The 21,385-nt window shown below is 54.9% G+C and carries 21 protein-coding genes; 17 read left to right on the forward strand and 4 right to left on the reverse strand.

The features are described from left to right. The first annotated feature begins 79 nt into the window (after positions 1-79). From htpG to SIB72_RS11100, 8 genes are all read left to right on the forward strand, one after another. Complete coding sequence (gene htpG, locus SIB72_RS11065; protein ID WP_413743898.1) at positions 80-1,984, forward strand: molecular chaperone HtpG; 1,905 nt, start codon at positions 80-82, stop codon at positions 1,982-1,984. A gap of 61 nt (positions 1,985-2,045) precedes the next feature. After that, complete coding sequence (gene rpmB / locus SIB72_RS11070) at positions 2,046-2,282, forward strand: 50S ribosomal protein L28 (RefSeq protein ID WP_115015341.1); 237 nt, start codon at positions 2,046-2,048, stop codon at positions 2,280-2,282. A gap of 46 nt (positions 2,283-2,328) precedes the next feature. Continuing rightward, positions 2,329-2,886: a peroxiredoxin gene (locus SIB72_RS11075; protein WP_413743899.1), complete on the forward strand. Its 558-nt coding sequence runs from the start codon at positions 2,329-2,331 to the stop codon at positions 2,884-2,886. Between the two features lie 95 nt (positions 2,887-2,981). Next, positions 2,982-4,475: a glucosylglycerol-phosphate synthase gene (ggpS, locus tag SIB72_RS11080; protein ID WP_413743900.1), complete on the forward strand. Its 1,494-nt coding sequence runs from the start codon at positions 2,982-2,984 to the stop codon at positions 4,473-4,475. Continuing rightward, positions 4,472-5,758: an ABC transporter substrate-binding protein gene (locus tag SIB72_RS11085; RefSeq protein WP_413743901.1), complete on the forward strand. Its 1,287-nt coding sequence runs from the start codon at positions 4,472-4,474 to the stop codon at positions 5,756-5,758. The genes ggpS and SIB72_RS11085 overlap by 4 nt, the downstream gene beginning before the upstream one ends. Continuing rightward, positions 5,755-6,618 carry a carbohydrate ABC transporter permease gene (locus SIB72_RS11090; RefSeq protein ID WP_413743902.1) on the forward strand — a complete coding sequence of 288 codons (864 nt, stop codon included), beginning with the start codon at positions 5,755-5,757 and terminating at the stop codon, positions 6,616-6,618. Before SIB72_RS11085 ends, SIB72_RS11090 begins: the two co-directional genes overlap by 4 nt. Before the next feature lie 2 nt (positions 6,619-6,620). Beyond that, on the forward strand, positions 6,621-7,445 hold the full coding sequence (locus tag SIB72_RS11095; RefSeq protein WP_115121560.1) for a carbohydrate ABC transporter permease: 825 nt from the start codon (positions 6,621-6,623) through the stop codon (positions 7,443-7,445). Then, a complete protein-coding gene (locus SIB72_RS11100; RefSeq protein WP_413743903.1) occupies positions 7,442-8,416 on the forward strand; it encodes an ABC transporter ATP-binding protein in 975 nt (324 codons plus the stop codon). The genes SIB72_RS11095 and SIB72_RS11100 overlap by 4 nt, the downstream gene beginning before the upstream one ends. Here SIB72_RS11100 and csaB read toward each other — a convergent pair. After that, entirely contained in the window at positions 8,413-9,525 is a 1,113-nt protein-coding gene (gene csaB / locus SIB72_RS11105) for a polysaccharide pyruvyl transferase CsaB (protein WP_413743904.1), read from the reverse strand. The genes SIB72_RS11100 and csaB overlap by 4 nt on opposite strands. A 69-nt stretch (positions 9,526-9,594) precedes the next feature. Between csaB and SIB72_RS11110 the strand changes: the two genes are divergently transcribed. From SIB72_RS11110 to psaK, 3 genes are all read left to right on the forward strand, one after another. Then, on the forward strand, positions 9,595-9,933 hold the full coding sequence (locus SIB72_RS11110; RefSeq protein WP_115121557.1) for a DUF2499 domain-containing protein: 339 nt from the start codon (positions 9,595-9,597) through the stop codon (positions 9,931-9,933). Beyond that, positions 9,930-10,259: a DUF3593 domain-containing protein gene (locus tag SIB72_RS11115; RefSeq protein ID WP_413743905.1), complete on the forward strand. Its 330-nt coding sequence runs from the start codon at positions 9,930-9,932 to the stop codon at positions 10,257-10,259. The genes SIB72_RS11110 and SIB72_RS11115 overlap by 4 nt, the downstream gene beginning before the upstream one ends. Before the next feature lie 64 nt (positions 10,260-10,323). Then, complete coding sequence (gene psaK, locus SIB72_RS11120) at positions 10,324-10,581, forward strand: photosystem I reaction center subunit PsaK (protein WP_115015005.1); 258 nt, start codon at positions 10,324-10,326, stop codon at positions 10,579-10,581. A gap of 92 nt (positions 10,582-10,673) precedes the next feature. Here the strand turns inward: psaK and dxs are convergent, their stop codons facing one another. Continuing rightward, positions 10,674-12,608, reverse strand: a complete 1,935-nt coding sequence (gene dxs / locus SIB72_RS11125; protein WP_413743906.1) for a 1-deoxy-D-xylulose-5-phosphate synthase — start codon at positions 12,606-12,608, stop codon at positions 10,674-10,676. 68 nt (positions 12,609-12,676) lie between these two features. Between dxs and ilvA the strand changes: the two genes are divergently transcribed. The 3 genes from ilvA to SIB72_RS11140 are packed head-to-tail and all read left to right on the forward strand — an operon-like array spanning position 12,677 to position 15,139. After that, a complete protein-coding gene (ilvA, locus tag SIB72_RS11130) occupies positions 12,677-14,224 on the forward strand; it encodes a threonine ammonia-lyase, biosynthetic (RefSeq protein WP_115121554.1) in 1,548 nt (515 codons plus the stop codon). Between the two features lie 44 nt (positions 14,225-14,268). Further along, positions 14,269-14,802, forward strand: coding sequence for an SMC-Scp complex subunit ScpB (scpB, locus tag SIB72_RS11135; protein WP_115121553.1), 534 nt, complete (start codon positions 14,269-14,271; stop codon positions 14,800-14,802). A 25-nt stretch (positions 14,803-14,827) separates the two neighbouring features. Continuing rightward, positions 14,828-15,139, forward strand: coding sequence for a YggT family protein (locus SIB72_RS11140; RefSeq protein WP_115121552.1), 312 nt, complete (start codon positions 14,828-14,830; stop codon positions 15,137-15,139). Positions 15,140-15,162: 23 nt separating this feature from the next. Here SIB72_RS11140 and SIB72_RS11145 read toward each other — a convergent pair whose 3' ends face one another. Then, positions 15,163-15,492, reverse strand: a complete 330-nt coding sequence (locus SIB72_RS11145; RefSeq protein ID WP_115121774.1) for a nucleoside triphosphate pyrophosphohydrolase family protein — start codon at positions 15,490-15,492, stop codon at positions 15,163-15,165. Between the two features lie 89 nt (positions 15,493-15,581). Between SIB72_RS11145 and pyk the strand changes: the two genes are divergently transcribed. From pyk to ftsH, 3 genes are all read left to right on the forward strand, one after another. Continuing rightward, positions 15,582-17,348: a pyruvate kinase gene (gene pyk, locus SIB72_RS11150; RefSeq protein ID WP_115121551.1), complete on the forward strand. Its 1,767-nt coding sequence runs from the start codon at positions 15,582-15,584 to the stop codon at positions 17,346-17,348. A 10-nt stretch (positions 17,349-17,358) separates the two neighbouring features. Next, a complete protein-coding gene (locus SIB72_RS11155; RefSeq protein ID WP_115121550.1) occupies positions 17,359-18,588 on the forward strand; it encodes an ABC transporter permease in 1,230 nt (409 codons plus the stop codon). 83 nt (positions 18,589-18,671) lie between these two features. Continuing rightward, positions 18,672-20,591 carry an ATP-dependent zinc metalloprotease FtsH gene (gene ftsH / locus SIB72_RS11160; protein WP_413743907.1) on the forward strand — a complete coding sequence of 640 codons (1,920 nt, stop codon included), beginning with the start codon at positions 18,672-18,674 and terminating at the stop codon, positions 20,589-20,591. Positions 20,592-20,719: 128 nt separating this feature from the next. Here the strand turns inward: ftsH and clpP are convergent, their stop codons facing one another. Beyond that, positions 20,720-21,310 (reverse strand): ATP-dependent Clp endopeptidase proteolytic subunit ClpP, encoded by a 591-nt coding sequence (clpP, locus tag SIB72_RS11165; protein WP_115014987.1) that lies wholly within the window; start codon positions 21,308-21,310, stop codon positions 20,720-20,722. Between the last annotated feature and the right edge of the window lie 75 nt (positions 21,311-21,385).

Raw genomic sequence — 21,385 nt, forward strand, 5'->3', positions numbered from 1 at the left:
AAGGTACGGAGACCTCACCAACAAAAGGCTTGAGCAGCTGAAGGGACATCCCTAATCTCGCCTTGTTCGATCTCGTGCCATGACCGTTCTAGAACAGGGTCAGATTCAGATCCATACCGAAAATATTTTCCCGATTATCAAGAAGGCGGTTTATTCCGGCCATGAGGTCTTTTTACGCGAACTAGTCAGCAACGCTGCTGATGCCATTAGCAAGCGTCGAATGGCAGCAATGGCGGGAGACTGCAGCGAAGGAGCCGAAGGCACCGTCTCAATTCGGGTTGATCGCGAAAAGAAAACGATCACCATCACAGATAACGGCATTGGCATGACCGCCGATGAAGTAAAGCGCTATATCAATCAAGTTGCATTCTCAAGTGCAGAAGATTTCCTGGAAAAGTACAAGAAAGAAGACGACGCTATTATTGGACATTTCGGCCTAGGGTTTTATTCCAGTTTTATGGTCGCCCGAGAAGTTGAGCTGATTACCTGTTCAGCTCGACCTAACACAGAGCCTGTGCGCTGGTGTTGTGACGGTTCCCCCAACTTCAGCCTTGAAGCTGCTGAGCGTAGTGAGCCAGGCACAGACGTGATTCTGCATCTTCTCGACGAAGAAGTTGAATACCTCGAGCCAGCCCGACTGCGCAATCTGATCACGCAGTATTGCGACTTCATGCCGGTCACAGTGGAGCTAGAAGGAGAGCCAGTCAACAAAAAAATAGCACCATGGAGGCAATCACCAAGAGAGCTAACTGACGAGGACTACATCGAACTTTATCGATATCTTTATCCATTCCAGGGTGACCCATTGCTTTGGGTTCACCTCAATACAGATTACCCCTATGCACTGCAAGGCATTCTCTTCTTCCCGAAAGTGAGTGGTCGGGCCGACTGGGAAAAGGGCGAGATCCGTCTCTACTGCAATCAAGTCTTCGTTAGCGATTCAATCAAGGAAATAGTTCCTCGATATCTATTGCCACTGCGAGGCGTGATCGACTCACCAGACATTCCTCTGAACGTCAGTCGCAGCGCATTGCAGACTGACCGCAGAGTGCGGTCTATTGGCAATTTTGTAGCCAAGAAAGTTGCAGATCGTCTACGCAACCTCAAGCAAGAGGATGCCAAGTCCTACGCCGAGGCCTGGGATGCCTTGGCTCCATTCGTGAAGATCGGGGCCATGGAGGATGAAAAGTTTGCCGATCAGGTCAGTGAGCTCATCTTGTTTGGCACAACCGCACCACCAAATCCAAGCGAAACAGAAGAACCCATTGCCGTAGGGGATCAAGCCTTTACAACTTTGGCGGGCTATCGAGCCCGCCAAGCGAGCGATCATGTCAATCGCGTTCTTTACTGCACTGACGAAATTGCACAAGCAGGGGCTCTTAGCCTTTGGAAAGGCCAGGGAGCGGAAGTTCTCCTCGCCGAAACAGTGATCGACAGTCAATTCATTCCTTGGCTTGAATCGAAGCATAGTGAGCTCAAATTTCAGCGTGTTGATGCCGAGCTCGACGAGAGCCTGCGCGATGAACAACCTGAACTGACTGATCAAGATGGCGAAAGCCCAAGTGAAAGCCTGCGTGGCTTAATTAAAAAAGCGCTCAACAACGACAAGGTCACGATCCAGGTTCAAGCACTGAAAGGTGGTGCTGATTCTCCTGCGGCACTCATCCTTCTTCCTGAGCAGATGCGCCGTATGAATGACATCGGTGCTCTGATGGAGCAACGTCTCCCCGGATTACCAGACCATCATGTTCTGCTGGTGAATCGCCGTCATCCCATGGTGGAAGGTCTCTTGAAACTGAATGCGGGCAGCGTTCTCGTCAGCAATGAGACCAGTTCTCCAAGCCAGCAACTAGCGGCATCCCTAGCCCAGCATCTCTATGACATGGCCCGGTTGTCGGTCGGAGGGCTGGAGCCCAATGAGCTCGCAGGCTTTCAGTCCCGTAGCACCAAACTGATGTCAGAACTGATGGAGAGAGGGATGTGAGCGTCCCTCTTTGGTAGGATCAACTCTTGGCTTAGTGCCACTGCTCTACAGGAAGTTCATCATGTCACGGGTGTGTCAGCTCACCGGTACTCGGGCTAACAACGGCATGGCCGTGAGCCATTCACATATCCGTACGAAGAAACTGCAGCAAGCCAATCTGCAACAGAGGCGGCTGTGGTGGGCAGAAGGCAATCGCTGGGTGAAGCTTCGTGTGACCACACGAGCCCTCAAGACCATTCAAAAGAAAGGCCTGGGTGCCTATGCTCGTTCTCTTGGTGTGGATCTGAGCAAGCTCTGAGTTCCAAGCCACTGGCAGCAGCCATCTCTTCAGCCCCGAAACCAGCATGAACCGACGTCAATTCATCCGTCGGCTCGCTGCGTTCGGGGCTTTGCTGTTGGCCCCAAGGCCTACAAAAGCTTTAGGGGGGCCTTTACCGTCCATTGACCAGCGCGCTCCTGATTTTTCACTGCCAGGAACAGTGCGAGGCCAACAGGATCAAGACATCTGGAGCCTTGATCAGTTTCGGGGTCGATGGATCGTGCTTTATTTCTACCCACGCGATTTTACGTCGGGCTGCACGATTGAAGCCCACGGTTTTCAGCAATTGAACGATCAGTTTGAGCAGTCTGGAGCGTCAATTGTGGGCATCAGCGCTGATGGCGTCGACGACCATGCCTCCTTCTGCAGTTCGGAAGAGCTTGATTTCTTGCTGCTGTCCGACATGGACGGCCGGGTGAGCAAAGCCTATGGCTCATGGATGGCACCGTATTCGCTGCGCCACACGTTTTTAATCGACCCAACCGGGACGATTCGTCAGACTTGGACAGGGGTTCGGCCAACAGGGCATGCCAAAGACGTGCTTGAAACCCTCAAAACCTTGAAGGACAACGCATTGGCCTAAGAACACTGTGGTTCACACCATTGCGCCGTGGAGCATGTGGGAAAATAGCAGTCAACCAGATGCCTACCAAGGCACATGGCACTTAGAGGGCTTTCATGCTGAACGACGAAGGAAAGAGTTCTTTTATTCTTCTCTACCATCGAACCCCTTTTGATGAGGTCATTGATGACAAGGGAAATCGAAGTTGGGGAGACCAGAAAAGTCCAAACGGTATTATTCCAACACTAAGAAACCTATTTCGCAATCATCATGATGGCACCTGGATTGCATGGCGTCAGGTAGACGAGGTTAGTACCAGTGTTGACGAAAGGATCTCGATGGAGAATCCTTCTCCCTTTACTTTGAGGCGTATTCCTCTCGAGCAATACCAGATTTCTAGCTTCTATCACGTCACATCAAAGGAATCCTTCTGGCCCATTCTCCATACTTTCCCCACCCACTTCGAAGTTAACAATGCCGACTGGGGGATTTTCGAAGATGTCAACCGTCGTTTTGCAGAGGCGGCATGCAAAGAAGCCGCAGTGGGTGCGACTGTTTGGATCCATGACTACAATCTTTGGCTAGCTCCTGGTTACATCAGAGCCGAACGCCCCGATCTAAAGATTGCCTTTTTTCATCACACCCCATTCCCGGGGAACGATGTCTTTGCAATTCTTCCTTGGCGTCAACAGATCCTCGAAAGCCTTCTCTGCTGTGATTTGGTCGGGTTCCATATACCCCGTTACACAGAAAACTTTGCACGAGCGGCAAACTGTCTTCTTGGGGCTAAGAAGGGCCCAAAACGTGCTGTGAACCCTCGTTTTCTTAGTACTGGTACGGCGCTCACAGAGCCTTCAGAAACCCCTTGGCTTACTTACGAGGGGCGAACGATCCAGCTTGTTTCGTCACCAGTAGGAACGTCTCCGGATGTGATTCAAGCACTGGTTGACGATCAGGAGATCAAAAATCTTGGTGTTCATATTGAAGAAGACACTAGAAAGGGGAGGAAGCTGATCCTTTCCGCCAGCAGAGTCGACTACACCAAAGGTAATGAAGAACTACTCCTAGCCTTTGAGCGACTTCTCCAACGGCGGAAGGATCTTCATGGAAAAGTGGTGTTAATGCTTGCCTGTGTCTCTGCAGCCAGCGGCATGAAAATTTACGAAGACACACAGCGTTCAATTGAGGAAATGGCAGGACGAATTAATGGCCGTTTCAGCCTCATTGACTGGGTGCCGATTCGTTTTTCGACTCGACGCATTCCCTATGAAGAGATGGTGGCATGGTTTACTCAATCTGATATCTGCTGGATTACTCCTTTGCGAGATGGTTTGAATCTCGTGGCCAAGGAATATGCAGCAGCACGCAAGAATCAAGGAGGCGTATTGGTGTTGTCGGAATTCACAGGTGCCTCTGTGGTTCTTGACGGTGCTGTCTTGACTAATCCCTATTCGCACAGACGGATGGACGACGCGATTGAATTGGCCTTGGAGATGCCCGAAAATGAGCAAAAGCGACGGATGCGAACGATGACTGCCGCGGTAGAAGCTTTTACGGTTCAAGACTGGGCTGAAGAACAGATGGGAAGCCTCGAGTTATCGCCTCGATGACGCCACTGCAGAGGGTTGTTGCGCTGCGTCCACGTCTTCTGGCTGCACTGCTGGCGCTGCTCATCATCCCCATCGGCCTGGCATCGGCACCGTTTCGGCAGGTTGAACGCATCAACATCCTGATGCCGGCTCCGTTCGCCGATGCAACCAGGCCATTGGTGGAACAATTCAACCGCTTGCACAAAGGCAACATTCACCTTGACGTGATTCGCGGACCGTTTGAAACAGAAGCGATTTCTGATTTGGCCATCAGCAGTCTGCTTCTAGGTGATACACCCTTCGATGCGCTTTTGATGGATGTGACCTGGCTGCCGAAATATGCAGCTGCAGGATGGCTTCAATCTCTCGATCCCTGGTTCGACGCATCGGATGTGGAGACACTTGCCACTGGTGCTCGCGAGGGAAACACCTACCAGGGCACGCTCTACCGCTGGCCCTTCGTGGCAAGCATGGGCCTACTCTACTGGCGCACTGATCTAATGGATCGGCCACCCGAAACACCTGAGCAACTCGAAGCCATCAGCGTGAAGCTTCAAGCCGATCAAAAGGTTCCTTGGGGATACGTATGGCAAGGGCGTCAATATGAAGGCCTCAGCTGTGTTTTTCTTGAAATCATCGACGGCTTCGGTGGTTTTTGGATGGATCCAGAAAACGGCGCCTTCGGTCTCGACAAACGCAATGGAGTTGAAGCAGCGACCTGGCTTCGCCATCTCATCAGTTCTGGCATTAGTCCCCAAGCAGTCACCAATTACGCCGAGCCAGATGCACTGCAGAGTTTCAAGGTAGGGGATTCAGCCTTGATGCGGAATTGGCCCTATGCCTGGGCAGAGTTGCAGAAGCCCGACAGTGAGGTCAAAGGGAAGGTAGGCATCAGCACCATGGTGGCCAAGGAAGCATCCTCCTCAACAGCAACCCTGGGGAGTTGGGGTCTTGCTTTGTTGGAGAGCAGTGCCCATCAGGATGCAACGGCAGAGGCCATTCGCTTCCTCACCTCAGAAGAAGCCCAAAAGACACTCTTTCTCTCTCATGGCTACACACCCGTTCTCGGGTCGCTCTTTCACGATCAGGAACTGATCAAGGTGAATCCCACCCTGCCAAAGCTTGCGGAGGCTCTAGAACACACAAAAGCCAGACCAGAAACCCCTCTCTATGCACAATTGAGTGATGTTCTCCAGAGGGAACTGAGTGGCGTTCTCACTGGCGAAGTCAGTGCAGAACAGGGAATGAAAAATGCCACCAAGACCAGCACTGTGATCATGCGTTCTGCAGGAGATCGGCGTTGATGCTGCTTCTTCTTGTGCCAGCCGCCGTCCTGCTGGCAGTGGTGTTTGTGGCACCGATGCTGCACTACGTGTGGCTCAGTGCTCACGCCAACTCGGTGCTCACCGGATTAGTACCAATTCCGAATCAGGGGGCCAATTGGATTCGTTTAGTCAGCGATCAACGTTTTTGGCAGGATGCAGGCCAGACACTTCGTTTCACCGTCGTGTCGGTCAGCCTTGAAGTGCTTCTGGCACTTGCCATTGCCCTGTTACTCGATCAGCGCTGGAGAGGCCGTGGTGTGGCCCGAGCACTGACGCTCATTCCATGGGCTCTGCCCACCACAGTGATGGCGCTGGGCTGGCGTTGGATCTTCAACACCCCCTACGGACCACTGAATCAAACGGCGTCTCTCTTGGGGGTCGCTCCTCTCAATATCCTTTCCAATCCAGCGATCACATGGATGGCAACGGTGTTGGCCGATGTCTGGAAAACCACCCCCTTCGCCGCCTTAATTCTCCTAGCCGGCCTTCAAACGATCCCAACGGATCTGTACGAGGCGCTGCGTCTTGAAGGTGCATCCCAGCGAACCTGTTTCCTGCGCATCACCCTGCCTCTGCTGAAGCCCTACATCGCGCTTGCTCTCCTGTTTCGACTCGCTCAGGCCTTTGGTGTCTTTGATCTCGTGCAGGTCATGACAGGAGGTGGACCTGCCAGCAGCACTGAAAGCCTGGCGCTCTACGCTTACATCAATGCCATGCGCTTCCTTGATTTCGGCTATAGCGCCACAGTGATGATCGGCAGTTTCATCTTGCTACTACTGCTCTGCCTGATTAGTTGGTCCTTTCTGATTCGTCTTCAACGCCGTACCGGGAGAGTCTGACGGTGAAGACACTCCCGGTACGGCGATTGCTGATTGTGTTGTTGCTCAGCTGGTCACTCGGCCCTTTGCTTTGGCAGCTTTATACCTCTTTCAGCACCAACGAAGCTCTGATCACCCCCTTCGCCAACATTGATCACCGCTGGACTCTGAACCATTATAAAGATGTCCTCACTGGCAATCCGCCTTTCTGGAGGTATCTCATCAACAGCCTGATTGTAGGAACAGGCAGCACTATTCTCACTCTTTGCATCGCAACACCCGCTGCCTATGCGATTACACGGTCCAGGGGCACGATCACGAATGTGGCGCAAACCATGCTCATCGTTGCAGCCCTGTTCCCCTATGTGTTGCTGTTTCTTGCCCTGCTGGAAGTGGCTCGAAGCCTACATCTGGGCAATCACCTTCTTGCCCTCACAATCCCATATGCAGCGTTGTCTCAACCCTTGGCAATTCTGCTGCTCTCAGCCGCATTCCGAGACCTTCCGATCGATTTAGAAGATGCAGCACGTCTGGAAGGATTAGGCCTATGGTCTCGATTGCGTTGGGTCCTGATTCCTCTGATCGCTCCAGCCACTGCTAGCACCGCCATTCTCGTATTTTTATTCGCCTGGAATGAATATCCGATTGCATTGACTTGGCTTAGCGATTCCAGCCTGCTGACCCTTCCGGTCGCCATGGCTCGCATCGCTGGATCTTCTATCTATTCAGTTCCCTATGGTGCCTACGCAGCTGCCACGGTTCTCGGTTCAATTCCATTGATTGCATTGGTCCTAATCTTCCAGAAATCGATTGTCTCCGGTCTCACGAGTGGAGCGGTGAAGGGATGAGTCTTAAGCTCAATAATCTTGGACGTCGAATTGACGATCGGTGGATTCTTCGCCACTTGGATCTAGAGATTCAAAATGGTGAATGTCTGGCACTTGTGGGGGCTAGCGGCTGCGGGAAAAGTACGACGCTTCGAATCATCGCTGGCTTAGATCAAGCCGACGAGGGATCCATCACTATCGACGGCACTGATGTCACCTCCACCGCAGCGGTTGATCGCAAAGTGGGCATGGTGTTTCAAAGCTACGCCCTCTTCCCTCACCTCAGTGTGGCTGCCAATCTCGAACTGGGTCTGAAAGTACGCGGAGTCGCCCCATCAGAGCGCCAACAACGCGTTCGCCAGGTTCTGCAACTGGTGCAACTTGAGGAGCGGGCCAGTCAGAAACCAGCCCAACTCTCTGGCGGACAGCGCCAAAGAGTTGCCCTGGCAAGAGCTCTACTTCGGGACCCACTGGTGTATCTGCTTGATGAACCGATGAGCAATCTCGATGCACAATTAAGAGAAGAGCTCAGACCAGAACTACGCAGACTGGTGCTACGAGATCAAAAACCTGTCATTTATGTCACCCACGATCAGCATGAGGCGATGGCAATCGCTGATCGCATTGCTGTCTTGAAGGATGGCCAAATTGAGCAGGTTGCGAACCCCATCGAGTTGTACAAGCATCCCGCTTCGTTGTACGTAGCCGAATTTATCGGTCGGCCCCAAATCAATGTTTTGCCACCTGAGCAGGGTGTCATCAAGGCCATTCGACCTGAAGCTCTGAAGCTTCAGGCTGGGGGAATTGCCTGCGAGCTGCTGCACAGAGAATGGCTCGGAGCCAGCCAAATCTGGCAGCTGGACTCCCGTCTGGGGCCACTGCGAATGCTTGTGGGATCGGAACAGACTGTTCCGGAATCGATCCAGGTGAGTTGGGCACCGGAACAGGAGCATCGCTTCAACGCCAGAAGCGGTAAGAGACTTACGGCCTAGTGGCTGCTCATGATTCGTGAGAGCTCCCGATGCAACATTGCGCCATGACGGCCAGCATCCTCTTTGATGCAATCGATCGTGTGGGCATCGACCGGATGCATCAATTGATCTGTCCAACGTCTCATCAAATCGTCAAACGAAGGGAGATGATCTAAATCGACGCAATCGAGCTTGGCCATGGCAGCTGCCTCAGCGACCTTGGGGTCATAACTGAGAGCAGCACAGGGGGCCCCTGCCAACTGAGACAAAATCAATGCGTGTAAACGCATCGGCAGGACGAGTTGAGAGCGCGAGAACAGCGTTAAGACCTGATCCAGCGATTCAGCTAGCTGAAAGCGCGAACGACGGGCAAGAGTTTCTGGCATCAAACCCTGCGTTTCGAGCCAACCTGGCAGGGGATGATCTTGATGCTTGTGGAACGCAAGCCATGTGACAGGCAGGCTTTGGCCTTCTGCAAGTTGATTCACCACCTCAATCAGACGGGCCCACTCATGAAGATTGAGCTGACGCGTTGGCCGCCAGCAGAGAACGATGCCGCTTCGCTCTGCGTCGACGCAGTGCTGACCATCCCAAACCACGCCAGGAAAACTCCAGACAGGGTCAGCAGCAACAAGGGTTGGCACAGAGATATGCCATTGGTCAGCAAGCCGCTTTGAAGCGGGGTCACGCCAACCGATGGCTCTGACCCCCGGCAGGATCAGTCGGACCAAAAGGCGACTGGTCCAACGATTCAGGGGGCCAAGCCCCTGACCCCAGAGAATGACGGGAATGCTCCTAAGCCTGGCCAATGCCAGTAAGCAGATGTAATAGATCAGGCTCTTGAAACTGGTGCTGTCCTGAAGAAGACTTCCTCCTCCAAGCACCAAGGCATCGGAATGGATCAGAGCCTGAGCCGTGGCCTTCAGCGATCTCCTCTGCACAGCACGAACCCCGTTGCCTTGATGCAGCCCTTGAACCGCCTCGCTGTCGTGGGCTGTGACCCGAGACATCCATGGGGAAGGGATCTGATCGAGCAAGACAGCAAGCAGTGCATCATCACCAAGGTTGTGCTCGCCGTAATAGCCGCATAACAGCACCTGAGGGCTCTGGGTCCTACGCGTCACTGCCATTCAGCCTGACCTGACCTAAGCATTATCGACCGCTAACAAGTTCTAGGCTCGCATCAACCACAGGCTTCGATGCACGCCTTGTCTCTTGGCACATGGTGGATCCATGTGGCCTCCGTTCTTGAATGGATTGCTGCGATTGCCTTGCTGCAGCGTCAGGCACAACGGGAGGGCAAACCGGCCCTGCTTTGGCTTGCCTTGGCAATGACTCCAGCCCTGGTGAGTGCCATGGCTGCATGTACCTGGCATTTTTTCGACAACAGCGAACAATTGCGCGGACTAGTGGTGCTTCAGGCTGGCTGCACAGCTCTTGGCAATGCTTGCCTGGCACTGGCGGCGTGGAATCTGCTGCGCAGGGAACGGATGGATTCCCCTGCGGGTCATGCGAACGAGGGGGACCACGCAGCATGATCAACTGGATCACACAGCTCTCAGCGGTTGACCCAAGCCTGTTCTTCGCAGGCTCACTGCTGCCCTATCTGCTGTTTCTGCATTGGCTCGGTCAATGCAAGAGCGTGCATCGCTTCACCCAACTCGGTTTTCGTCTGACCCTCCTGTTTGTTGCCGTCACGATTGCGGCAGCAATCATTGCTCTGCGTTATTTCGATGCAGAACTCGTGGCAGTCGATCCTCTTCACGGCGGAGCGGAGGCCTTCCTGACCCTGAGCAATGCGCTGATCGTTGCCGGCTTGATGCAGCGTCTCAACCAACACGGCTCACAAGGCGCGGGTGAATAACTCTTACGAGACTGCGAAGAGTGCTGCCTGAAAGCGGAAAATACGGTGTCTCTTCAGGGTTTGCATGTTCTCCCCGCTTCTAGCCATCGCTCCCGCCTCCTTCTCCTGGTCGCCGAAGGTTGCCCTGGTGATGATTCTGTGCAACGTCATCGCTATTGGCGTCGGCAAGGCGACTATCAAGCACCCCTCTGAGGGCGCAGGTCTTCCTGGCTCCAAATACTTCGGTGGATTTGGCCATGCAGCCATGCTCGGCACCACCAGCCTGGGTCACATCATCGGAATCGGTGCAATCCAAGGTCTGGCTGCCCGCGGCATTCTCTGAGATGCAACCTTGGGGCTTTTTGCCCCTCTTAAACCCATGAGAAAAGATCAGCCCTTAGGGCTGGTCTTTTTTTTTGTATCTGAGCTTTCCCGTCAGCGCTTAAGAAGTGACGGGGTCTCAGGAGTGGTGCCGGTTTTGCTTGCTTCCCATTCAAACCGATTGCAAATCCGTTCCTTCATTTGCTCCGGGGTAAGACCAAGCGCTTCAAAACTCTGTTGGGGAGTGGCATGATCCACCAATTGATCAGGGATGCCCAAACGGAGAACAGGCAGCATCAAATCGTGATCGCTCAAGGATTCGAGCAGGGCAGCACCAAAACCTCCAGACAAGGCCCCTTCCTCCATCGTCACAACCTTGCCGATGCGACGGGCTAACGGATGAATCAGTGCTTCATCCAGAGGCCGCAGGAAGCGTGCATTAACCACCGTGGCTTCGATGCCACTGGCTCGAAGTAAATCAGCTGTGGCCAAGGCACGGCTGACCATGGAGCCATAGGCAACGATGAGCAAATCATCGCCACTGCAGAGCGTTTCTCCACAACCGATCGGCAGGGGTTCCCAGCCTTCCTCCATCAGCGGCACTCCTTCTCCGGGACCACGGGGGATGCGCAAAGCCGCAGGGCCGTCATGCTGTAGGCAGGTGACGAGCATCCGCTGTAATTCGGCCTCATCACGAGGAGCCATCACCGTGAAATTCGGAATGGCGCGGAAATAACTGATGTCGTACTGGCCCTGGTGGGTTGGGCCATCAGCTCCAACAATGCCAGCACGATCGAGCACAAAGGTGACCGGTAGTTTTTGAATGCCGATGTCATGAATCAGCTGGTCGAACGCTCGCTGCAAGAACGTGCTGTAGATCGCAACGACTGGTTTGAGACCCTGACAGGCCATGCCACCAGCAAGGGTGACTGCATGCTGCTCGGCGATCCCAACATCGACGTATTGAGCAGGGATCGCCTTCTGCAGGATGTCAAGACCCGTTCCCGTGGCCATGGCGGCAGTGATGCCGATCACGGTTGAATCCTGTTCGCAGAGCTTGACGAGAGTTTGGCCAAACACCTTGCTGTAGCTAGGCGGTTTTGGGGTCTTACTCGGACGAGCTTTGCCAGTGTCCAAGTCGAATGCCGACTGGGCGTGGTAACCGACTTGGTCAGCTTCCGCATAGGGATATCCCTTGCCCTTGGTGGTCACCACATGCACCATCACCGGGCCTCCAACGCGATGCGCGGCCTGGAAGGTGCGGGTCATTTCCGAGATGTCATGGCCATCAATCGGACCCATATAGGTGAAGCCCAGCTCCTCAAACACAGCACCAACCTTCGGCACAGCAAGACGGCGCATGCTCTCCTTGAGTCGGTTCAGTTCGGGAGGGAGCTCTCCGCCCATGAAGGGGAGATGCTTCATGCTCTCTTCCACACTGCCTGAGAGAAACTGCATGGGGGGACTCAGCCGCATGCGATTGAGATAGGTCGACAGGGCCCCAACAGGAGGGGAAATCGACATGTCGTTGTCGTTGAGAACCACCAGAAGTGGTGTGTTCGGCAGGTGTCCAGCATGGTTAATCGCCTCGAGGGCCATGCCTCCAGTCAGTGCGCCATCGCCAATCACAGCGACGCATTTGTAGGACTCACCACGACGGTCTCTGGCGATGGCCATCCCCAGCGCTGCGGAGATGGAAGTACTGGCGTGTCCTGCCCCGAAATGGTCGAAATGACTTTCACAACGTTTGAGGTAACCAGCCACACCGCCTTGCTGACGCAAGGTATGAAAATCGCCATAGCGACCGGTGATCAATTTGTGTGGATAGGCCTGGTGCCCTACATCCCAGACAACCTTGTCGTGATCGAGATCAAGGGTCTGATAGAGCGCGAGAGTGAGTTCCACCACCCCCAGACCCGGCCCCAGATGTCCACCACTGTTGGACACGACCTCGAGATGACGTTCGCGGATCTGCGCGGCAATCTCCTCCAGCTCCAGCCCAGACAAACCGTGCAGCTGATTCGGATGGGTCAACTCGCTGAGATGCATGCCCTTCCACCGACCGTTCTAGGCAATCTACGGGGCCCCCGGCAGCAGCGGCGAGCCAGACTGCTCTGATGGATCACTACCTGCCTCGCATTCTTCGAGCACGTGTCTATGACGTGGCCCGGGAGACGCCGCTAGAGCAAGCGATCAGCCTGAGCCGCCGACTCAATAACGACATCTGGTTCAAGCGCGAAGACCTCCAACCCGTCTTCTCGTTCAAGTTGCGTGGCGCATACAACCGCATGGCCCAGCTCAGTGCTGAAGAGCTCGAGCGGGGCGTGATCGCCTCCAGTGCCGGGAACCATGCCCAGGGCGTGGCACTGAGCGCCCAGCAGCTCCAGTGCAAGGCGCTGATTGTGATGCCGATCACCACTCCAGTGGTGAAGGTGGAGGCCGTGCGCAACCGAGGCGCAGAGGTCGTGCTGCATGGCGAGACCTACGACGAGGCCTACGCGGAAGCCAAACGACGAAGCGAAGACGAGGGTCTCTGTTTCATTCATCCTTTTGATGATCCCGAGGTGATTGCGGGTCAAGGCACGATTGGGATGGAAATTCTGCGCCAAATCCCCCAGCCTCCCCACGCGATTTATGTGGCTGTCGGTGGTGGTGGCCTCATCGGAGGTATCGCCGCTTACGTGAAGAGCCTTTGGCCGGATGTGCAGGTAATTGGCGTTGAACCCCATGACGCTGCCGCCATGACCCTTTCCCTCGAGGCCGGTGAGCGGATCCGTCTTCCACAGGTGGGCCTGTTCGCCGATGGCGTGGCCGTTCGCCAGGTCGGAGAAAACACCTTCGCCCTCGCACAACGCTATGTCGACGCGATGGTGACGGTGGGAACCGATGAGATCTGTGCCGCGATTAAGGATGTTTTTGAAGACACCCGTTCGATCCTTGAACCAGCAGGTGCCTTAGCCATCGCTGGCCTCAAAGCCGATGTAGCGCGCCGTGGTTTGAAGAATCAGGTTCTGGTGGCAGTCGCCTGCGGTGCCAACATGAACTTCGATCGGTTGCGTTTCGTGGCCGAGCGGGCGGAGCTCGGTGAAGAGCGAGAAGCGATGCTCGCCGTGCAGATACCGGAGAGAGCCGGGAGCCTTAGAGCGCTGTGCGAGTGCCTCGATCGCCGCAGCCTCACCGAATTCAGTTACCGCATGAGTGACGGACCTCAGGCTCAGATCTTCATGGGAGTTCAAGTGCAGAACCATGAAGACCGACGAGCCTTAATCCAATTACTGCAGAACCAAGGATTCAGCTGCCAAGACCTCAGTGATGATGAATTGGCCAAGGTGCATCTACGTCACATGGTGGGGGGACGACTACCCGCCTCGGCCCAATGCAAACAGGATGATGGCTGTCTTGAACTGCTGTATCGGTTTGAATTCCCTGAGCGTCCGGGAGCCCTGATGACGTTTGTCACCGCGCTTCGGCCGGAATGGACCATCAGCATTTTCCACTACCGCAATCACGGAGCTGATGTCGGACGGATCGTGGTTGGGGTGTTGGTGAAACAGTCGGAACTCGACGACTGGAACAACTTCCTCAGGGATGTTGGGTATCCGAGCTGGGAGGAAACTGGCAACCCCGCTTACCGTCTCTTCCTTGGGCAGTCAACACCTGGCTGATGTCAGAACAGGCGATAGTTTGAAGCGTTGATCGCCAAAGCGTGATGGCAGAGCCGCTGCAAATCTCATTGCCTGCACGGCTCGAGGCGATTCTTTACCTCAAAGGCACCCCAGTCAGCCTGAACGAACTGGCACGTTTGGCGGACACATCTGAACAACAGGTTGAACAGGCCATGTTGGCCTTGGAAGCGAGTTATGCCCAGCGGGACACAGCGTTAGACATCGTGGTGGGCAGCGGCACTTACAGCCTTCAACTCCGGGCTGGCCTTGGGGAACTGGTGCGGGATCTCCTACCCGTCAATCTCTCCACAGCAGCACTGCGAACGCTCGCCACCATTGCCCTGAAGAAGCGGATCCTCCAATCAGACCTTGTCGACTTGCGTGGTTCTGGTGCCTATGACCACATCAAGGAGCTTCTCGCTCAGAACTTCATCGAACGCAAACGGCAAAGTGAAGGGCGGTCCTACTGGATCAACCTCACGGATAAGTTCCATCGCACCTTCTCTGTGCTGCCAACCACAGGGCCTGAAGAGGTTGAAGCGCCTTCACTTCAAGCCGAATCAACGCAGGCTGCATAAAGTTGAGACTTCTGCGCAGAACACCATGTCGGCCGAAGTGATCGGATATCTCGTCAATCTCCTTGGTGTGATCTCCAGCGCACTGGAGATCTACTTTTATGTGCTTGTGATCAGAGTGCTCCTCAGCTGGTTCCCGAATGTGGACCAGAGCAATCCACTGATCAGCACGCTCAGCTCGATCACCGATCCTTATTTGAATGCCTTCCGGGGGATCATCCCTCCCCTTGGCGGCCTCGATCTCTCAGCGATCCTGGCCTTCATTGCTCTGAACGTTTTTCAGTGGGCCCTCGGCAATGCCCAGATGGCACTGCTGAACAGCCCATCGTTCTACAGCTGATTGAGAAAGGCAGAAGAGAGCGATCAGCGACTGTCTCCACTGCCTGAGAGCTTGCCTCGCTGCGCTCTGCTCGCCAACTTCCCGAGGTTTGCCTCGGCGACCTCCTCAAGGCTTAAACCCAATTCACTCGACAGCTGGGCCACGTACCAAAGCACGTCACCCAACTCAAGCTTGATCGCGTTGCGCACTTCAAGATCAAAAGCACCACCGTTGTCCCTCAGCACCTTCTTGACCTTGTCAGCCACCTCACCGGCTTCTCCAGCGAGTCCAAGCGTGGGGTAAATCGGATTGGAGCCCACGTCTGGATATCGGGCCGTTTTACGAGCCTCGTTCTGATAACGATTGAGCTCCATCAAGCGCTGTCCTGATTCGTTGACATCCAAGACCATCATTGGCCCGAACTGTCTGGAGGGTAGATTCCGCTGTGTTTCCGGCCCGGTGGATGGCTCACATCGATCTTTCCCGTAGAACCAAGATCGTGGCCACCATCGGTCCTGCCACAGAAAGCCCTGAACGTCTGAGGCAGCTCATTGAGGCTGGTGCGACTACGTTCCGCCTCAACTTCTCCCACGGCGACCACAGCGAACACGCCACCCGTATTGCCACGATCCGTCAGGTGGCATCAGAACTGGGTCAGCACATTGGGATCCTTCAGGATCTCCAGGGGCCAAAGATTCGCCTGGGTCGCTTCGCCGATGGGCCGATCACTCTGGCCAATGGAGATCCATTTACCCTCACATCCCGATCGGTGAGCTGCAATCAGAGCATTGCCACGGTCACTTACGACAAACTTGCCGACGAGGTCACCGCAGGTAGCCGCATCCTGCTCGATGACGGCAGGGTGGAGATGAAGGTCGACACGGTGGAACAATCCGAGCAGACCTTGCACTGCACAGTCACCGTTGGTGGTGTCCTCTCCAATAACAAAGGGGTCAATTTCCCCGATGTGCAGTTGTCTGTTCGGGCATTGACCGACAAAGACCGCACTGACCTGGCCTTCGGATTGCAGCAAGGGGTTGACTGGGTTGCACTCAGTTTTGTGCGTAATCCCTCAGACATGCAGGAGATTCGCGAACTGATTCGCAAGCACGGGCACACCACCCCAGTGGTCGCAAAGATCGAGAAGTTCGAAGCGATTGATCAGATCGATGCCATCCTTCCTCTCTGTGATGGCGTGATGGTGGCTCGGGGTGACCTTGGTGTCGAAATGCCTGCAGAAGAAGTTCCCCTGTTGCAGAAAGATCTGATTCAGAAAGCCAACAGCCTTGGCATTCCGATCATTACCGCCACCCAGATGCTCGACTCGATGGCAGCGAGTCCTCGTCCAACCCGTGCCGAGGTCAGCGACGTGGCCAACGCCATTCTCGACGGTACTGACGCAGTGATGCTCTCCAATGAGACCGCTGTGGGCGATTTCCCAGTCGAGGCAGTGGAAACCATGGCCACCATTGCCCGTCGCATCGAGAAGGACTACCCGCAGCGCAGCATCGATAGTCATCTGCCCAGCACAATTCCCAATGCCATCAGCAGCGCAGTCAGCACAATTGCCAGCCAACTGAATGCAGCGGCGATCCTTCCACTCACCAAAAGCGGCTCGACAGCACACAACGTGAGCAAATTTCGCCCAGCTGCTCCGATCCTGGCCATCACCAGTGAGATCGGCGTGGCACGCAAGCTGCAGCTGGTGTGGGGAGTCACCCCGTTATTGATTCATCAACAGAAGAGCACCACTGGCACGTTCAGTACGGCCATGGGCATCGCCCAAGATCTGGGCTGGCTGAAGGAGGGAGATCTTGTTGTTCAGACCGCAGGCACACTCCCAGAAGTGTCGGGTTCAACCGACCTGGTCAAAGTAGGCATCGTCAGTGCTGTGCTTGGACGCGGGCAAGGAATCGGTACCGGAACAGTGAGTGGCAAGGTTCGCCTTGCCCAGTGCCCAGGGGATACCTGCAAGATTGAAAAGGGCGAAATTCTTGTGGTGCGTGACACCGACGCAGATGATCTTGATGCGATCCGTGAGGCCTCTGCAATCGTCACTGAAGAGCCTGCCGAGACATCGCATGCAGCGGTGATTGCCAAGCGGCTTGGGATCCCGGTCATCACGGGAGTCTCCAATGCAACTCGAGACTTGCTTCAGGGCGAAGTCGTCACCATCCAGGTGAAGGACGGTCTCGTCCACCGCGGCACCAGCAGCAACACAGCGATCTGATTGTTTGCCTATGGCACGCAAGCTGCCACTGAACGAAACCGTTGGCATGGCCCTCAACACCCTGAGAGCCAATCGACTGCGCAGCTTGCTGACGATGCTCGGGATCGTGATTGGCAATGCATCGGTGATCACCCTGGTGGGTGTCGGCCGTGGTGCGCAGAATCTGGCTGAAGAACAGCTGAGCAATCTTGGAGCCAATGTGCTCTTTGTTGTGCCTGGCAACAATGACGCCCGACGCCGGGGGGTCGCCTTTCCTAAAACCCTGGTGCTTGAAGACTCTGAGGCAATTGCAGAGCAGGTGCCCAGTGTGAAGCGTGTGGCACCTCAGATCTCCACCACCGCAGTTGTGCAAGCCGGATCACGTAGTTCCAGCAGCTCGATTTCTGGAGTCACTCCTGCCTTCTTACCCGTACGCAGCTTCGAAGTTGCTCGAGGTCGCTTCATCAGCCAACAAGATTTACGCAGCGCCCGCAGTGTCGTCGTGATTGGCCCGGATCTGCGCGACAAACTGTTCCCGACAGGACAAGCGATTGGTCAGAGCCTTCGCATCAAGGACCAGAGCTTCAGCGTGATCGGAGTGATGGCACCCAAAGGGGCGGTTTTCGGGAACAACCAAGACGAAAACGCCTATATCCCTCTCTCAACCATGGTGAGTCGTTTAACCGGCAGGGACCCGACCTACGGCGTGAGCCTCAGCTTCATCAGCGTCGAAGCTCTGGATGAGGCCAGCACAGGAGCGGCGAAGTTTCAGATCACCAATCTTCTACGCCAGCGCCATCGCATTCTTCGTGATGATGATTTCGCTGTGCGGTCGCAGAAGGATGCGCTCACGATTGTCAGCACCATCACTGGGGGGCTCACGTTGATGCTGGCTGCGATCGGCGGTGTGTCGTTACTGGTCGGAGGCATTGGAATCATGAATATCATGCTCGTCTCAGTCAGTGAACGCACCGAGGAGATTGGCCTTCGCAAGGCTCTTGGAGCACGCAGTTCCGATGTGCTCAGCCAGTTCCTGGTCGAATCGCTTGTGCTGGCAACACTGGGTGGTGTGATTGGCACAGCCACCGGACTCGGCACCGTTGCGGTGGTGGCGGCTCTAACACCACTGCCAGCAACTATCGGAGCATCGGTTGTCTTGGTGACTGTGACCCTGTCCGGATCAATCGGGCTGTTCTTCGGGGTAATTCCGGCCCGTCGGGCTGCTCGTCTTGACCCCATCGTTGCCCTGCGCAGCCTCTGAAGCCATCCGGCTGACGGATCTGGCCGTAAAGCCGGCATTTATGCATTCGCAACTCTTAAAGTCGACTCACTTTCGTATCTTCCATGAATCAACGCTGGCGTCAGATCGCTCTCTGGATTCTCCCCATCGGCGTTGCGTTGCTTCTGGGTTGGCAGCTAATCGGTAGCGGTGGGCTCCAGGCTCTTAACCCCAATCAAACGACAGAGGCCCCTCGAAATGCCGCCGTTGGTCGCATGGGTTATGGGCGTTTTCTCGATGCCGTGGAAGCGGGACGAATCACAGCGGTGGATATCTATGACGGGGGCCGTAATGCCGTTGTCGAAACTGTTGACCCTGAAATCGACAACCGTGTACAGCGTCTCCGCGTTGATCTGCCTGGCCTTGCACCAGAGCTGATCAATACGTTGAAAGAGGAGGGAATCAGCTTTGATATTCACCCTCCCCGCACAGCCCCGCCGGCCTTGGGCTTGCTAGGGAACCTGCTCTTCCCTCTGCTTCTGATCGGTTCGCTCATCTTCCTTGCTCGTCGTTCGAATGGGGGGATGCCGGGAGGGCCAGGTCAGGCCATGCAGTTCGGCAAGACCAAGGCCCGTTTTGCCATGGAGGCAGAGACCGGAGTCAAATTTGATGATGTCGCTGGCGTTGCAGAGGCCAAGCAAGACCTGCAGGAAGTCGTCACTTTCCTCAAGCAACCGGAACGATTCACGTCAGTTGGAGCCCAAATCCCTAAAGGCGTTTTGCTTGTTGGCCCCCCTGGAACCGGCAAAACACTGCTCGCCAAGGCCATTGCTGGCGAAGCAGGAGTTCCCTTTTTCTCGCTCTCTGGTTCTGAATTTGTTGAGATGTTTGTGGGTGTGGGCGCCAGTCGCGTTCGCGACCTTTTCAAACGCGCAAAGGAAAACAGCCCCTGCTTGATTTTCATCGACGAGATTGATGCTGTCGGGCGCCAACGCGGTGCTGGTATCGGCGGCGGGAACGACGAACGAGAGCAGACCCTGAACCAGCTTCTCACTGAGATGGATGGCTTCGAGGGCAATAGCGGCATCATCATTTTGGCGGCGACCAACCGCCCCGATGTCCTGGATTCAGCCTTGATGCGTCCAGGCCGGTTTGATCGCCAGGTGAGCGTCGACGCACCAGACATCAAAGGCAGACTTTCGATTCTCGAAGTGCATGCCCGCAACAAAAAGATCGATGCTGAACTCTCGCTTGAGAGCATTGCCCGTCGCACGCCTGGCTTCACCGGGGCTGATCTTGCCAACCTTCTCAATGAGGCAGCGATTCTCACTGCACGCCGCCGCAAAGAGTGCATCGGTCTCAGTGAAATCGATGATGCCGTTGATCGGATCATTGCAGGAATGGAGGGGCAGCCCCTCACCGATGGCCGCAGCAAGAGGTTGATCGCTTATCACGAAGTGGGGCATGCCCTGGTTGGAACATTGGTCAAAGCCCATGACCCTGTCCAAAAGGTCACGCTGATTCCGAGAGGGCAGGCGCAAGGGCTGACTTGGTTCTCGCCGGATGAAGAGCAGATGCTTGTATCTCGCGCTCAATTGAAGGCCCGCATTATGGGAGCGCTCGGAGGTCGCGCAGCGGAGGATGTCGTCTTCGGCTACGAGGAAGTCACCACAGGTGCTGGTGGAGACATTCAACAGGTTGCATCGATGGCCAGGCAGATGGTCACACGGTTTGGCATGTCAGATCTGGGACCTGTTGCGCTAGAGGGAGGCAACCAAGAGGTGTTTCTCGGCCGAGATTTGATGACTCGTAGTGACGTCTCTGATGCAATTTCCAAACAGATTGATGAGCAGGTTCGTGCAATGGTTAAGCGCTGCTATGACCAAACCGTGGAACTAGTGGCTGAGCATCGGGAAGCAATGGATCAACTCGTCGAGCGATTGATCGAGATCGAAACCATGGATGGTGATGAATTCCGAGCCTTGGTTTCAGAGTTCACCACAATTCCAGACAAAGAGCGCACAGTCCCCATTCTCGACAACTAAGGGATTTCCCCTTTCGGCCTAAAAAAACATGACCGAGTACATAAAAATCCCCGCAAACGCGGGGTTTTTTTTATCCAAATCAGTTGAAGAACTGCAACCTCAGTCTGAGTTCTAGCCAGAGTCAACAACTAGACCGAGTGAACAGGACGCCGATCAATCACGGAGTCGATCAGACCGTAGTCAACAGCCTCTTGAGGTGACATAAAGAAATCGCGATCAGTATCCAACTGAATCTTGTCAAGAGGTTGAGAGGTGCGATCAGACAACTCTCTATTGAGCTTGTCTTTAAGGAATAGAATTTCATCCGCTTGGATACGGATATCACTAGCCTGACCGCTTGCGCCACCAAGTGGCTGGTGAATCATGATTCGGGAGTGACGCAGGCTGCTTCTTTTCCCCTTAGTGCCAGCACAGAGCAAAAACGCACCCATGCTGGCGGCGAGGCCAACACAGACTGTATGAACGTCAGGCTTGATGTGCTGAATGGTATCGAATATGCCTAATCCGTCATAAACCGATCCACCAGGAGAATTGATATAGAGGTAGATATCCTTTTCAGGATCCTCTGCTTCCAGAAAAAGAAGCTGAGCAACGATGCGATTGGCAGAGTCACTGGTGACTGGCTCTCCCAAAAAAACAATCCGCTCTCGAAGCAATCGGGAATAGATATCGAAGGCCCTCTCACCCCGGCCTGATTCTTCGATCACGATCGGGATCATGTTGCTCTGCTGGTGGTTGCCGTAATCCTAACGGCGGCTTCAGCGGCGCTAGGGTCTTATCCAATTTGTTTTGGT

It is taken from the genome of Synechococcus sp. MIT S9451 (assembly GCF_047304725.1).
Lineage (GTDB): Bacteria > Cyanobacteriota > Cyanobacteriia > PCC-6307 > Cyanobiaceae > Synechococcus_C.